General features: G+C 67.0%; 13 protein-coding genes. 4 read left to right on the top strand and 9 right to left on the bottom strand.

Going from position 1 to position 13,731, the window contains the following annotated elements; genetic code table 11:
- Window positions 1-20 precede the first annotated feature (20 nt).
- Entirely contained in the window at window positions 21-863 is an 843-nt protein-coding gene (locus VI480_RS13005; protein ID WP_323673281.1) for a phytanoyl-CoA dioxygenase family protein, read from the bottom strand.
- A gap of 167 nt (window positions 864-1,030) precedes the next feature.
- Here VI480_RS13005 and VI480_RS13010 point away from each other — a divergent pair, with 167 nt between their 5' ends.
- Together VI480_RS13010 and VI480_RS13015 are read left to right on the top strand one after the other, a co-directional pair.
- Window positions 1,031-2,332, top strand: coding sequence for a Rieske 2Fe-2S domain-containing protein (locus tag VI480_RS13010; RefSeq protein WP_323673282.1), 1,302 nt, complete (start codon window positions 1,031-1,033; stop codon window positions 2,330-2,332).
- A 3-nt stretch (window positions 2,333-2,335) separates the two neighbouring features.
- A complete protein-coding gene (locus tag VI480_RS13015) occupies window positions 2,336-3,742 on the top strand; it encodes a glutamine synthetase family protein (protein WP_323673283.1) in 1,407 nt (468 codons plus the stop codon).
- A 133-nt stretch (window positions 3,743-3,875) separates the two neighbouring features.
- Here the strand turns inward: VI480_RS13015 and VI480_RS13020 are convergent, their stop codons facing one another.
- The 7 genes from VI480_RS13020 to VI480_RS13050 form a co-directional block, all read right to left on the bottom strand.
- Window positions 3,876-4,034 (bottom strand): hypothetical protein, encoded by a 159-nt coding sequence (locus VI480_RS13020; RefSeq protein WP_323673284.1) that lies wholly within the window; start codon window positions 4,032-4,034, stop codon window positions 3,876-3,878.
- Window positions 4,031-4,726, bottom strand: a complete 696-nt coding sequence (locus VI480_RS13025) for a DUF6338 family protein (RefSeq protein WP_323673285.1) — start codon at window positions 4,724-4,726, stop codon at window positions 4,031-4,033. The genes VI480_RS13020 and VI480_RS13025 overlap by 4 nt, the downstream gene beginning before the upstream one ends.
- A 122-nt stretch (window positions 4,727-4,848) precedes the next feature.
- Window positions 4,849-7,212 (bottom strand): xanthine dehydrogenase family protein molybdopterin-binding subunit, encoded by a 2,364-nt coding sequence (locus VI480_RS13030; RefSeq protein ID WP_323673286.1) that lies wholly within the window; start codon window positions 7,210-7,212, stop codon window positions 4,849-4,851.
- A complete protein-coding gene (locus VI480_RS13035; protein WP_323673287.1) occupies window positions 7,209-7,508 on the bottom strand; it encodes a (2Fe-2S)-binding protein in 300 nt (99 codons plus the stop codon). Before VI480_RS13035 ends, VI480_RS13030 begins: the two co-directional genes overlap by 4 nt.
- Window positions 7,509-7,515: 7 nt before the next feature.
- The gene (locus tag VI480_RS13040) at window positions 7,516-8,373 is read right to left on the bottom strand and encodes an FAD binding domain-containing protein (protein WP_323673288.1); all 858 of its coding nucleotides are present in this window, start codon (window positions 8,371-8,373) and stop codon (window positions 7,516-7,518) included.
- A gap of 6 nt (window positions 8,374-8,379) precedes the next feature.
- Complete coding sequence (locus VI480_RS13045; RefSeq protein WP_323673289.1) at window positions 8,380-9,408, bottom strand: hypothetical protein; 1,029 nt, start codon at window positions 9,406-9,408, stop codon at window positions 8,380-8,382.
- Entirely contained in the window at window positions 9,405-10,538 is a 1,134-nt protein-coding gene (locus VI480_RS13050) for an aromatic ring-hydroxylating dioxygenase subunit alpha (RefSeq protein ID WP_323673290.1), read from the bottom strand. Before VI480_RS13050 ends, VI480_RS13045 begins: the two co-directional genes overlap by 4 nt.
- Window positions 10,539-10,726: 188 nt before the next feature.
- Here VI480_RS13050 and VI480_RS13055 point away from each other — a divergent pair, with 188 nt between their 5' ends.
- The gene (locus VI480_RS13055; protein WP_323673291.1) at window positions 10,727-11,419 is read left to right on the top strand and encodes an O-methyltransferase; all 693 of its coding nucleotides are present in this window, start codon (window positions 10,727-10,729) and stop codon (window positions 11,417-11,419) included.
- A 42-nt stretch (window positions 11,420-11,461) separates the two neighbouring features.
- Here VI480_RS13055 and VI480_RS13060 read toward each other — a convergent pair whose 3' ends face one another.
- Window positions 11,462-12,280 (bottom strand): phytanoyl-CoA dioxygenase family protein, encoded by an 819-nt coding sequence (locus VI480_RS13060; protein ID WP_323673292.1) that lies wholly within the window; start codon window positions 12,278-12,280, stop codon window positions 11,462-11,464.
- A gap of 173 nt (window positions 12,281-12,453) precedes the next feature.
- Here VI480_RS13060 and VI480_RS13065 point away from each other — a divergent pair, with 173 nt between their 5' ends.
- Window positions 12,454-13,728, top strand: a complete 1,275-nt coding sequence (locus VI480_RS13065; protein WP_323673293.1) for a Fic family protein — start codon at window positions 12,454-12,456, stop codon at window positions 13,726-13,728.
- Window positions 13,729-13,731 lie beyond the last annotated feature (3 nt).

The raw sequence follows: 13,731 nt of genomic DNA on the forward strand, positions 1-13,731 counted from the left end.
CACCCAGGAACAGGGCGCAACTACAGCGTCGGGGCTCGTTCGGCCGGGCGCTCGGCGCCCTGGTAGAGGAGTTCGCGGAGTGCCACGCCGGCTCGCTGGTGGAACTCGACGGCAGCCGGGTCGAAGTCCTCGCGTGGTCGCGGGGTCAGCTCGAAGTTGCCGTACCTGTCGGTCCCCCGGACGAGGGTGGCGAAGTCCCAGTCGACGAGGAGCTGCTTGGTCCGGGTGGGCATGTACTGCAGCGAGATGCCGATGCGACGGTCGTCGGTCGTGTTCGGACCCGATCCGTGTGCGAGCCGCACGTTGTGCATGGACATCTGGCCGGGCTCGAGTGCCATCGACGCGACCTCTCGCTGGGAGACGTCGATCTTGAGCTCCTGACCCCGCGTCAGCATGTTGTCCGCGTGGTAGGTCTCGTCGTGGGAGAGGAGTTCCCGGTGGCTTCCGGGGAGAACCGACATCGCGCCGGCTGCCTCGGATGCGGGCGAGAGTGCGATCCACGCGCTGACGAGCTCGTCGTTGTCGAGTCCCCAGTACTCGAGGTCCTGGTGCCAGCCGACGTAGCTGGGCGAATGCGCCTCCTTGATCCAGAAGATCGAGTTCCAGCACAGGATGTCGGGGCCGATCAGATCCTCGACCGCGTCGAGCAGGGTCTCGTGGCGCATGAGCTCGTCGATCCAAGGCCACAGCAGATGACCGCCGGCGCGCTGAGCGCCGCCGAGCGGGCCGCCGCTTTCGGCCTCGTAGGCCTCGAGCTTCGCCCGCGCCTCGGCCGCCTCGCTCGCGGTCAGAAGATCGAGCGGCGCGATATAGCCCCGGTCGCGGTAGTGGTCGACTTGGGCGTCGGTCAGGTGCTTCGGCATCGCGTCCCCTCTCTGCCCGCCGTGACTGGCCGTTCCGGCTCGCTGCCGAAGCTATCGCCCGTCCGGATATGGCGCTGCTGGGCGTGCTCGGGTCTGGACGCACGTCTTAGCATCGCCTGATAGACGACGGTGAGTCCTCGTATCGCACGACCCGGGGGGAGGCTCGCATGGTCAGTGCCGATGAGAACCGACTCTTGACCGAGAGCGGCCCGGGGACCCCGGGCGGTGACGTGCTTCGCCGGTACTGGCAGCCGGCGGCGCTCACGGAGGAACTCGACAGCGACCGGCCGGTGGTCCCGATTCGCTTGATGGGCGAGGACCTCGTGCTGTTTCGCGACGACCAGGGCCGGCTGGGCATGATCGGGCGCCGGTGCCCCCACCGCGGCGTCGATCTGTCCTATGGCCGCGTGGAAGACGGCGGACTGCGCTGCCCGTTCCATGGGTGGCTCTTCGATGTCACCGGTGCATGTCTCGAGACCCCGGCGGAGCCGCCGACATCGACATTCCACACGAGGGTGTGTCAGGTCCACTATCCGGTCACCGAGCGCAACGGCATCGTGTGGGCGTTCCTGGGCGAGGGCGATCCGCCGGAGCTTCCCGGCTTGGACTGTTTCGTGGCGCCCGGCCCCCAGGTGTTCGCGTTCAAGGGCATGTGGGGGTGCAACTGGCTGCAGGCGCACGAGGTCGGCATCGACCCGGCGCATGCGGCCTTCCTGCATCGCTTCCTCGGCGCGGAGGACGGTACCTACGGGCTGCAGTTCCGCGACACCATCGCGGACACCGACGTGACCGTCGCCGAGCTGATGCGGGAGGCCTCCGCGCCCGACATCACCATCGAGCCCACCCCGTTCGGGTTCCGGTTCCGGACGCTGCGCCGGTACCGGGACGAATTCACCCATGTCCGGATCTCGAACTGCATCTTCCCCAACGCGATCACGATTGCGATGAGCCGGGAGATGAGCATCTTCCAGTGGCACATGCCCATCGACGACCACCGCTGCTACTGGTATTCGATGTTCGTCAGCTACGGCGAGTCCGTCGATGCCGAGGTCATGCGAGCCCAGCGCATCAGCCAGGTCACGCTGCCGGACTACCGCCCGATCGCCGACCAGTCGAACAGGTGGGGGTTCGATCCGGTCGAGCAGCGCGAGCGGACCTACACCGGCATGGGGGCCGACATCAACGTCCACGACCAGTGGGCGGTCGAGTCGCCCGGCCCGATCTTCGACCGCACTGCCGAGCACCTGAGCCCGACCGATGCCGGCATCCGCACCCATCGCCGCATGTTCTTGGCCGCTCTGCGCCAGCCCGACGCGGACACGCTCATCGGTGCGGCCGACCCCGGCGGACTCCGAGGCCCCGGCGCCATCGACGGCGTCACCACCGGCGGCGACTTCGACGCCGCGTGGCGCGACCTCGAGACGAAGCGACGCGAGGCCTCCGGGTGGGCCCCCGCGCTGGCGGACTGACCGATGCCCGACACCTCGAAGCCCGAAGACCGCTGGGATGGGGACTGGGCCGACGCCGCGGCGGCAGTCGAGGACCAGGTCCGCGACAAGGGGCTGCGAAGCGTGCGGGTCTCGTTCGCCGACCAGCACGGGCGGTTGCACGGCAAGGTGCTCGATGCGGCGCAGATCCCCGACGCACTGCGCAACGGCGTCTCGTTCCCGGGTTCATTGCTCACCAAGGACACCGGCCAGCACTACGCGTTCAAGATCTGGGAGCCTGACGGCGGCCCGACGCTTGCCTCGGTGATGGGGGCGCGTGACATGGTCATGGTCCCGGACCCCACCACGTTCCGCGTGCGGCCGTGGCTGGACGGGACCGGGTGGCTGCTCAGCGACCTGTACAGCGTCGAGGGCGCCCCGATCGAGCTGTCGACGCGCCGCATCTGCGCTCAGGCGCACCAGCGGTTGGCCGATCGCGGGCTGCGGCTCCGGGCAGGCCTCGAGATGGAATTCCACCTCTACCGCGTCGACGAGTCCTCCGGAGACCACCAGCTCGTCCACCGGGGCTGGGACCTGCTGGCTGAGAACTTCTCCGATCAGATCGAACCGCTCCTCGAGCCGATCCAGCGCAGCCTCTCGGCGCTGGGGCTGCCGCCGAGGACCATCGAGGTCGAGCACGGACCCAGCCAGGTCGAGCTCACCTTCCCTCCCGCCGACGGCATCGAACTGGCAGATCAAGCGGTCCTGATCCGCGCCGCCGTCAAGCAGATCGCGAGGCGGCACGGCTTGCATGCAACGTTCATGGCCAGGCCAGCACTGGGCGACGCCTTCCCGAGCGGCTGGCACCTCCATCAGTCGCTCATCGGCATCGACGACGGCCGCAACCGGTTCGCGCCGACGACCCCAGCAGAAACGCTCTCGGCGACGGCGCGGCACTACCTTGCCGGGCTCCTCGACCACGCCGAGGAGTCGTGCCTGCTCACCACGCCGACCGTCACCGGCTACAAGCGCTACCGGCCACACAGCATCGCCCCCGACCGGACCGTGTGGAGCCGCCAGCACCGCGGCGCCATGCTGCGAGTCATCGACGAGCCCCCGGGGCACGCGACCAGGATCGAGAACCGCGCCGGCGACCCCGCCGCGAGTCCCTACCTCTACCTCACGTCGCAGATCCTCTCGGGGCTCGACGGCATGGAGGCGAAGCTCGAGGCGCCGCCCCCCAGCGAGACGCCGTACGAGGCCGAGGCCGGGCCCCTGCTGCCGCGCACCCTCGGCGACGCCATCGAAGCGTTCGATCACAGCAGCTTCTACCGCGACACGCTCGGCGACGAGATCGACGACTACCTCGTCACCCTCAAGCGGTCCGAGTGGTCACGGTTCAACGCAGCCGTGACCGACTGGGAACAGCGCGAGTACTACGACACCTTCTAGCCGCAGCCAGACTGCACCGACGGCGAAGTCAGCCTCCGACGTTCCGGATGAGGCGTGACAGCATCGCTGGGCCGTGTCTCGTCGTGTCCCGCCAAGCGGAGGAGTCTTGGCGTCGCAATGAGTGTCGATATCGCTACCTGTCGGCGGCGTTCTTGGAGTCGTCGGTCTCGGCTGAAGGCTGAGGAGGAGGGGCCACCAAGCCGCTGGGCAGCTCTGTGAAATCGGCAATGGTGATCTCTGGTGAAATCGCTGCGCGCTGTTCGACGTGGCGTTCAGGCTTCGGCCTGCTCATTGCTTCATCCCTTGTTGCGTAGTGGGCCCGAGGAGGGGCGGATCGAGTTCCTCCCACACAGTGAAGTGCAGCGCCTCAATGTTCTCACGTCTGATGAGCACCCCGCCGCCGATCCGGGCGTATTCGCCATTTTCGTCGAGTACTGGTGTTCCGTTGTCTTGGTCAAGATGGACAGCTACGGCGAGGTAGATGTCGCGGTCGGGAATGTCCATGGCGGCATAGGTGGTGTCGATCGCCGCATACGACCGGCTGGATGGAGTGTTCACCAGGAACCCGCCCGCCCAGTATCCGGACTTGAGCAGGCACCTGACCAGGCCGCCCCGCGCGCTCTCAAACAGGCCGTCCCAGGAAGTCTGCGCAGGTCGCCTGTTGCCGAGGCGTGCTGTCAGCCCTGATCGTTGGATTGCAGCAGCTCCGACTGCTGGCAGGATCACGTAGCCCAAGGCAGCGCCCCACAGCCACCAAGGCAGGGCTTCACCGTTCGTGAACTCCGTGCCATAGCGGGCTATCAGCCAGTAGATCGGCCCCGCCATGAGGGCGATGCACAGCGCAGACATGCCTGCAAGGCGCGCGTACCAGTCCCGCGACCGACGCGATTGGATTTCACTGGTGCGCTCGTAGCCCCAAGCTGCGGACATGCCCGGTAAGAGAAACACGACCAGCAGCAGAACTGTCTGGTTGATGGTGTCCACGGGCCGACGCTAACCGTGGCCCCTCATGCGTCACCAGCCAATTTTGCGGTGTCTAGCGGTCCGGCGATGGACCCCAGCGTGTTGTGCATCTCCTCGAAGCAGTCGGCGCTGCGATGCCCAGGTCAGCCGCCGGCTTCTCTAATGAGGCGTGACAGCAGCGCGGGTCGCAGCGGCTTGGTGTTGACGTTGACGTCGAGGTCGGCCAAGGCGTCGGCGACTGCGTTGACGATCGAGGGCACTGCCCCGATCAGACCGCCTTCCCCCACGCCCTTGAACCCGCCGACGGTGTCGATCGACGGCGACTCGATGTGAGCGATCTGGAAGTTGGGAACGTCGGTCGAGCAGGGCAGCAGGTAGTCCATCAGCGTCGCCGTGCGGACCTGGCCGTCTTCGTCGTACACGAACTCTTCCATGAGCGCTTCGCCGATGCCCTGTGCCACGCCGCCCATCACCTGACCGTCGACGATCATCGGGTTGATGACGCGGCCGCAGTCGTGCACCACGACGTAGCCCTCGATGTCGACCGTCCCGTCTGCGGCATCGACCGCCACCTGTGCGATGTGGGTGGCGTTCGCCATCGTGACCAGCGGAGGGTCGTAGAAGTCGGTCTCCTCGATGCCGAAGCTCTCGCCTTCGGGCAGGTCGAAGGTGTTCATCGCGTACGCCGTCTCGGCGACCTCCGCGAATGAGAGCGCCCGGCTCGGCACGCCGGCGACGTGCATCTGGCCGTCGGCAACCACGATGTCTTCGGGGGTGGACTCAAGCATGAACGCCGCGATGCGCGCCAGCTTCAGCCGGGCCTTTTCCGATGCGCGTATCAGCGCCCCGCCGCCGGTGACTGCGCTGCGGCTGGCGAAGGTGTTGGTGCCGTAGGGCCCCGCCGCGGTGTCGCCCTCGACGACCGTCACGTCCTCCAAGCGAGCCCCGAGCTCGTCGGCGACGACCTGAGCGAAGGTCGTGAAGTGGCCTTGCCCTGAATGCGCGTGGCTCACGAAGGCGGTCACCTTGCCGGTGGGCTCGACCTTCACCGTTCCGCTGTCGAAGCCGGGCAGGCGGCTCAGTCCGCGGGCACGCCAGCCGGGGGCGCCCGTCCCGCTCACCTCGGTGAAGCTGCAGATGCCGATGCCTCGGTACTTGCCGTCGACCAGCCGTCCCGCCGCCTGGCGGGAGCGAAACTCGTCATATCCCGCCATCTCCATCGCCATCTTGAGCGACTCGACGAAGCTGCCTGTGTCGTAGCGGACACCGACAACGTTGTTCCACGGAAGTTCCGCCGTGGGCACCATGTTCCTCAGCCGAACCTCAGCAGGATCGAGCTCGAGCCGGCGGGCAATCCGGTCCATGATGCCCTCGATCGCCATGAAGCAGACGGGCTGGGCCACGCCCCGGTAGGCCAGCACGGGCGCTGTGTGGGTGGCGACCGCCGTGGCTGTGTACTCATACTCGGTGATCCGGTACGGCCCGACGATCATGCGGGCGCCGCCGGTGGTCTCCAGCGTGCAGCCGAACGGCACCGCTGAGTAGGCGCCGCCGTTGGTCCGGATCTCGGCCCTGAGCGCCGTGACGATGCCGTCGTCATCGACAGCGGCCTCGACTCGATAGTGGTTGTCACGGGCGTGGACGTCGGTGAGCAGTGCCCCGTACCGGTCCTGGATCCACTTCACGGGCCTGCGCAACCGCAGGGCGAGCGCGGCGCAGACGAATTCCTCGGGGTAGAGGGCCGCCTTGATGCCGAATCCGCCGCCGACGTCGGGAACAACGACCCGGAGGGTTGACTCGGCGACATCGAGAAACTCGGCCAGGGCAGTCCGCAGCAGGTGGTGGATCTGGGTGGATGAGTAGAAGACCAGGTTGGCCGGCTGCTCGGGAACGGCGAGGCAGCCTCTGGGTTCGATCGGCACCGCGGTCACGCGGTTCGAGTGGAAGTCCTCGGAGATGACGTGGGCCGCCGTGTCGAAAGCAGCGGCGACGCCGTCGGTGGCGAATCGGCCCTCGAAATAGACGTTGCCGGGCACGGTCGGGTTGACCTGCGGGGCGGCGGGCTCGGTGGCCTCGTGAATGTCGACGACCGCAGGAAGCGGCTCATAGTCGACGTCGACCAGCTCCATACCGTCTTCGGCGAGGTACTGGCTCTCGGCCACGACCACGGCCACCGCCTCGCCGGCGAAGCGCACTTCGTCGATCGCCAGCACGTCGCGGGTGTTGGGGCTGTAGCCGGGCAGCTCGATCTGGGCAGCGATCGGCTTCACCATGGCGGCGAGATCGGCGCCGGTGAAGACATCGACCACGCCGTCGAGCGCGAGGGCCTCGCTCGCGTCGATCGAGGCGATCCGGGCGTGGGCGTAGGGGCTGAGCACGAAGGCGAGGTGCAGCGTGTTGAGCGGTGTGGGCAGATCGTCGACGAAGCGGCCCTGGCCCCGCAGGAGGTAGTCGTCCTCTCGCCGCAGGACGCTTTGCCCGACAGCGCCTTGGAGGTCGCTGCTCATGACTGGTGCCCCCGTCGCAGCTCCACGGCGGCCTCAGTGATCGCGTCCACGATGTTTGCGTAGCCGGTGCAACGACAGACGTTGTTCATCAGGGCCTCCCGGATGGCGGCCTCGTCGGGGTCGGGAGTGCTCTCGAGCAACTCGACGGTCGTGAGGAGGAATCCCGGCGTGCAGAACCCGCACTGGAGCGCATGCTTCTGGTGGAACATCTCCTGGATCGGATGCAGCGCGTCGAGGTCAGCGAGATCTTCCACGGTGCGGATGTCCGGCCATTGACGGTGATGGTCACCTCGCATTCATCGGTCATGGGCCTTCCCCTTCCAGCAGCCCGCGCTCGATCAGCACGCCGACGAGGTGTCGCCGGTACTCGGCGTCGGCGTGCATGTCGCCGGTCGGATTGACGGCATTGCGAGCAGCGGCGACAGCAGCCGCGATTGCGGTGGGACCGAGGTCGGTGCCGACCAGCGCGTCCTCGGCGTCGACCAGACGCTGGGCCACCGACCCGACGCCGAACGCCGCGATGCGTGCCAAGGTGCAGGTGCCGCCTGCGCTGGCCCACCGCAATGCGATCCCGCCCACCGGGAACACGTTGCCCCCGTTCGAGACCTCCAGCAGCGCGCTTCGCTCGCTTGGGTCCTGGCGCTCGAATGCGACCGCCGAGACGATCTCGCCTGGCTCGATGCAGGTGGTCATGTCTGCGACGAAGAATTCGTGGGCCGCAACCCGGCGTTCGCCGGCGGCACTGGTGAGCACCAGATCGGCCTCTAGTGCGAGCGCAACGGCCGGCAGCTCGGCGAGCGGGTCGCAGTGGGCCAGGCTGCCGCAGACGGTGCCGCGGTTGCGCGTGGCGGGCAGTCCGACGTGCCGCAGCGCCTTGGCCAGCAGCGGGCACTCGGCTTGGACCAGCGGGCTGGTCTCGGCGTCGATCTGACGCACGAGCGCACCGACGACGAGGCGGTCGTCGGAGAGCCGGATGTAGTCGAGCTCACCGCAGCGGTTGATCGACACGACCACCTCGGGCCGGGCCAGCCGCAGATTCATGAGCGGGACCAGGCTCTGTCCGCCGGCGAGAATCCGGGCGTCTTCGCCGTGGGCGGCCATGGCCCCGACCACCTCGTCGAGCGTCTCGGGAGCAACGAACGAGAACGGCGCAGGTTTCATGGCGGCTCAGCCGGCGAGGGGTTGCAGATCGGCTGCGAGCGCCGCCAATGGCTCAGGGCCCACGATCGCTCCGTCTTCGACCACACGCTGACCGTCGATGTCGATCGTGTGCATGAACAAGACGGCGTCGGGATGGTTCTCGCCACCGCCGGGATCCCACCACGGCATGCCCATTCCGATCGCGTTGTTGCCAATCGCACGCGTGTCCTCGACGAACGAGCCGCCAGTGACCCGGGCCGTGGGATGGATGCCGTGGGTGAAGTGGATGACGTAGCCGTATTCGCCGTCCTTGCCGGCCCGTCGCAGCGCCCGGTCGGCGACGGTCCGTTCGTTGCCTCCGCCGGAAATGGCCCGGATGCGGCCGTCGATTTCGAGGGTGATGGGTGACGGAAGCCGGGTGTAGTACTCGTGAAACATGGCGCCGACGTCGATGCGGCCCTTCACGGATTCGACTTCGGGGAACAGCGTGCATTGCCCGGGAATCAAAACCGTCCCCGGCTTGTCGGCGCGTCGAGGTTTCTCGAACCCCCGCTGCCCCAGAACGAAGCTCACGTCGGTGCCGGCGCCATCGGTGATGCGCACGCTCTTGCCGACGGCATCGTTCACCAGCGCGTCAAACCCATGGTGCACCGCGAAGTAGCCGTCGAGGTCGACTCGCCCGAACAGCCGCAACAGGCCCCCGGCGCTGAGGTCGGCACCCAGCAGGTAGCGGATGCGGTCGGTCTCCATCGCGTGATCGTGCAGTTCCGAACCGGCGAGGTAGGGGAACGTGAAGTCGATCCACACGTCTGCGGCCAGCGCTGCGGCCCCCAGTGCGGGAGTCACGTAGGGATCGGCGAGGCGACCCTGATACGGCAGCGGCGGGATCAGGTGGACCGAGGCATTGGCGCCGGCGAGCAGCGACGCCCGCAGTACCGCCTGCCAGACCACTTCGTCGCTGTCGGTGTCAGCGGTGATCAGGACCGTCTCGCCCGGCTCCAACGCCATGTAGTCGCGCATCAGCACGTCCGCTGCGCTCGAGACGGTGGGGGTCATGGGGTGGCTCCGTCGAGGACACGGTCCAGGTAGCCGTTGAGGAAGTTGTGAACGCCCTTCTCGTGCGTGCTCATACGCCCCGGCCGGTAGGCGGGGGAGCTCATCGCCTGCTGCATCGACTCGATCATCACCCGATCCTCTTCGAGCACCAGGATCTGGTAGTCGTAGTAGATCTTCAGCGTCTCGTCGAAGTCGGGCCGGTCGAAGAACTCCTCGGGGAACAGGTGGTAGATGACCACCCGGGTGCGGCCCTCGTCGATCGGCCAGGCGATCATCGGCCGGATGCAGTCGATGCGGCCGAAGAACGTCATATTGGGCGCCTTGTACGCCGTGCAGGCAAAGCTGTGCGGGCGGTCCTCCAGCCATGGCATCTTGCCGAGCAGCGGCTCGGCGCCCGGCGTGGGCGGACCGGCGTCGTAGAAGATCGACAGGCCGCCGCCGGGCTTGATCATCACGTGGTCGGGCTCGAACTTGAAGTTGGCGCCGAAGCTTCCGGCGTGCAGCACACCGACGTGGTAGAAGTCCATCAAGTTCTCGTGCACGAACTTCCAGTTGCATGCGAGGTCGATCTCGAGCTTGTTGCCGAGGCGGCATTTCTCCCACCCGAGGAACGAGAACTCCTCGTCGATCACGGCCATCGCATCTACCAGCGGCTCGGCATCGGGGTCGAAGTTGATGAAGATGTTGCCCCGCCACACGTCGAGCCGCAGCGGTGTCAAGGCGCAATCGGCGACATCGAAGCCTTCCGACTCGGCCATGTAGGCGGCGCCCTTGAGCTGGCCGTCGAGACCGTAGACCCAGCCGTGGTAGGGACAGCTGAAGGCCTTGAGATTGCCCGCTCCGTACGCGACTTCGACGCCTCGGTGGACGCACATGTTGTAGTTGGCGTGCAACCGGCCGTCGCGGTCGCGCGACAGCAGCACTGGCTCGCCGACCAGTCGCAGCGCCATGTAGTCACCTGGTTCGGCGAGCTCTTCGACGCGGCCCACATACAGCCACTCGCGTTTGAAATACTCGTCGACCTCGCGACGGAAGATCTCTGGGCTGGCATAGATCGCGCCCGGTGCATGGCTGGCCTGGTCCAGAGCGGCCCTGGTCCTGCTCGGATCGATCACGGACGAATCAGACATGACGTCCCCCCGTTGCCAACGGCCCCGACCCACGGTTCCGCAGCGCGAAACTCAATTCGCTCTCCGTTGCATAGCAGGGCAACAGCCCAGACGCCATGGAAACGCTCGCTAGGTGCGGCGATAGGTGGATCTCGGCTACCGCCGTTTGCTCATCACATCAGCCTGCCGGAGTGGTATGTAGGAACTGTATGACTTCGCTGCTGCATGACCCGGAGCTTGAGGCGCTGCTGGACCGGCTGCATGCCGAGAGCGATGCGCAGGCCGCCGAGACCTCGGCATTCTTCACGGAGGCCCGGCGGGAGAGCGGTCGCGACCGGACCCAGCGGGGCTTCGACGACGACATGCGTCGGTACCTCGCCGACAAGCTCGTTGCGCTCGATCGCGACAAGGCGATGTTCTGCTACCAGGTCTGCCGGGCTCTGGGCGCTCGCCGTGTGGTCGAGGCCGGGACGTCCCACGGTGTTTCCACCCTGTACCTGGCCGCCGCCGTGCGGGACAACGGCCATGACGACGGTGTGGTCATCGCAACCGAGTACGAGCCTGATAAAGCTGCCGTTGCCCGAGCCAACTTCGACGAAGCAGGTCTCGCTAGCTGGATCGAGCTGCGGGAGGGCGATCTGCGGGAGACGCTGGTCGACTGCGGGGGACCGGTCGACTTCCTGCTTGTCGACATCTGGCATGTCGCTCTCGACGCGCTCGAACTGGTCGCGCCAGCCCTGCGCCCCGGAGCGGTCGTCGTCACCGACAACACCATCTCGTCCGCCGAGGGCTACCAGCCCTACTTCGAGTTCCTCAACGACCCCGCCAACAAGCTCCGCACGATGACCCTGCCCTTCTCAGGCGGACTCGAGTTCACCGTCCGCATCGACGAGCAGCGGTGACGGCCGACGCCACGACGTCGTAGGTCGACTCCAGAGCGAGAGCTATCGGTCTGCGGTGCGGGGAGCGAGCACGGAGCGGTCGTAGAAGCCGAGGGAGTTCTCGTAGTCCATGTCGAAGCCGAGGCGGCTGCGCATGGCGTCGGGGAGTGCGAGCACATCGGCGAGGGGTATCGACACGTGCTGGTTTTCTTCCTGGCGGAGCCAGCCGAGGTTGTAGGTGAGGATGATCCCGTAGCGCCAGTCCTCGGGCGTGGAGTTGGCGCCGGCGCCGTGAAGGGTGCCGCCGAGCCAGTACAGGACCGAGCCCGCGGGCATGTGGGCACGGACGACCTCGTCAGGTGTCGCGGTGCGCTCGGCGTCCCAGCGGTGACTGCCGGGCACGAGCTGGGTGCCGCCGTTGTCGGCGGTGAAGTCCGACATGGCCCACATCGATGCCAGGATCAGGTTCGGGCGGGGGAGCGGGAAGTACGGGTAGAGGTCTTCCTCGCGATGGAGGATCTGGTCGCGGGCTCCGGGCCCGACCTCCAGCGCCGCGGTCACGTTCAGAGTCCACTTCGAGCAGTTCTGTCCGAGGTGACGGTCGCCGAGCGCTTCGGTGATCGGGTGCATCATCAGCTCCCGCACTGTCGGCGAGCGGTGCATGAGCGCCACCACCCGGCGGGTGATGCCGGGGTAGAAGGCGGTTGGCTTGTCATCGGCCACCCTGGCGCTGGCCATGTGGTCGACCAGCTCAGCCCGGACGGCAGCTACCTGGTCAGAGCTCGCAGTGTCATGGACGACCAGGCAGCCGGCGGCGTCGAGCTTGGCGTACATGGCGTCGGGGTCGTCGTCGGCCGAACACGTCGGGATGCCGAGTGACATGGAGCTGCTCCTTGGGCCTCTAGCTCAGCGGAGCTTCGCACACCCGGTCGAGGCCGGCCCGAAGCGACCTGGGTTTCCATCGCCTGACGAACCTAAACTCTTGCACTTTAGATTTAGGTAACCGGTGTTAACCTTGCATTAACAGCATCGGTCTTGAGTCAAGGAGGCAGCCAGTGTCCCGATGGCCCGCTGCCCAGTTGCACAGCGCAACGGTGGAGAACGAATTGTGGCGGTCGTGGGATGACGAGAGCCCGCGCACCATCACGGTCGCACAGACGGTGCCTCCGCAGATCGTGACGCTCGCGATTCCCGCTCTTCAACCGGCCACAGGCGAGGCCCTGGCTGAAGCGGCGCGTTCGATCAGCGATCTGCGCGAACGCGCCGCCGAGACAACCGGCGTGCTCGGCCACCTGAGTGCTGTGCTCATCCGGGCCGACGCGGTCGCTTCCTCGCAGATCGAGCACATCACGACCTCCAGCGAAGCGTTGGCGGTCGCGCTCGCCGCTCTCAGCGACAACGATCCCGATCGGAGCAGCTACCCGGTCGCGACAGAGCTGGTCGCTGCGAACGTCACTGCCGCTCTGAACACTCAACGTGGTACCGAGGATCTGACTGAGGACTGGTTCCACCGTCGCCACCGCAGCTTGCTCGCCGCGGATCCCGAGATGGAACGGCGCCACCTCGGTGCATGGCGGGACTGTGCAGTGTGGATCGGCCAGAACCGCCGGAGCGCAGACTTCGAAGGCCCGCCGTGGGACCAGGTTCCTCAGCTGATGGACGACTTGGTGCGCTTCGCTGCCCGACGCGATGTGCACCCGATCGTGCACGCCGCGATTGCGCACGCACAGTTCGAGACGATCCATCCCTACGTCGATGGCAACGGCCGCATCGGACGGCTGCTGATCCACCGACTGCTCGACTCCGGATCCGCGACGGCGACAACGCCGGTGCCCGTCGCGCACGGTCTTCTGCATAACCCGAACGGCTACGTCGGCGGCCTCACCGCATACCGCCGGGGCGACCTCGACGACTGGATCACCGTGTTCGCCACCGCGGTCAATGACGGTGCACACGCTGCAGTCCGCCTCGTGGCACGCATCGCTGATATCGCTGACGCCCATCGCCAGCGCGTCCGCACCCGCCAGGGATCCGCTGTCTCGCAGATTCTCGACGGTCTGCTCGGAACGCCCGCCATCACCGCTGGCGAAATCCAATCCGCGTACAAGCTGACACCGGGTCGCGCCTCGCAGATCCTGCACCAGCTCGCGGATGCCGGCATCTTGCGGCTGAGCGAACACCGTGCCAGCCGATCTCGTGTCTGGGTGGCCCACGAGGTCATCGATGCGATCGACACCATCAACGCCACCATCCCTCGGCGCCACATCGACAGCTATTGTGTCGTGACAACTTCGTTGACTCGGCGCCAGCCGGTGCCACGGTGCATGTAGGAA

Source organism: Candidatus Poriferisodalis multihospitum (genome assembly GCF_028283155.1).
Taxonomy (GTDB): Bacteria; Actinomycetota; Acidimicrobiia; order Acidimicrobiales; family Poriferisodalaceae; genus Poriferisodalis; species Poriferisodalis multihospitum.

Bases quoted from the DNA above. Each gene is read 5' to 3' on its own strand.
- VI480_RS13005 (WP_323673281.1), bottom strand. From the start codon at position 863: ATGCCGAAGCACCTGACCGACGCCCAAGTCGACCACTACCGCGACCGG.
- VI480_RS13010 (WP_323673282.1), top strand. From the start codon at position 1,031: ATGGTCAGTGCCGATGAGAACCGACTCTTGACCGAGAGCGGCCCGGGG.
- VI480_RS13015 (WP_323673283.1), top strand. From the start codon at position 2,336: ATGCCCGACACCTCGAAGCCCGAAGACCGCTGGGATGGGGACTGGGCC.
- VI480_RS13020 (WP_323673284.1), bottom strand. From the start codon at position 4,034: ATGAGCAGGCCGAAGCCTGAACGCCACGTCGAACAGCGCGCAGCGATT.
- VI480_RS13030 (WP_323673286.1), bottom strand. From the start codon at position 7,212: ATGAGCAGCGACCTCCAAGGCGCTGTCGGGCAAAGCGTCCTGCGGCGA.
- VI480_RS13035 (WP_323673287.1), bottom strand. From the start codon at position 7,508: ATGCGAGGTGACCATCACCGTCAATGGCCGGACATCCGCACCGTGGAA.
- VI480_RS13040 (WP_323673288.1), bottom strand. From the start codon at position 8,373: ATGAAACCTGCGCCGTTCTCGTTCGTTGCTCCCGAGACGCTCGACGAG.
- VI480_RS13045 (WP_323673289.1), bottom strand. From the start codon at position 9,408: ATGACCCCCACCGTCTCGAGCGCAGCGGACGTGCTGATGCGCGACTAC.
- VI480_RS13050 (WP_323673290.1), bottom strand. From the start codon at position 10,538: ATGTCTGATTCGTCCGTGATCGATCCGAGCAGGACCAGGGCCGCTCTG.
- VI480_RS13055 (WP_323673291.1), top strand. From the start codon at position 10,727: ATGACTTCGCTGCTGCATGACCCGGAGCTTGAGGCGCTGCTGGACCGG.
- VI480_RS13060 (WP_323673292.1), bottom strand. From the start codon at position 12,280: ATGTCACTCGGCATCCCGACGTGTTCGGCCGACGACGACCCCGACGCC.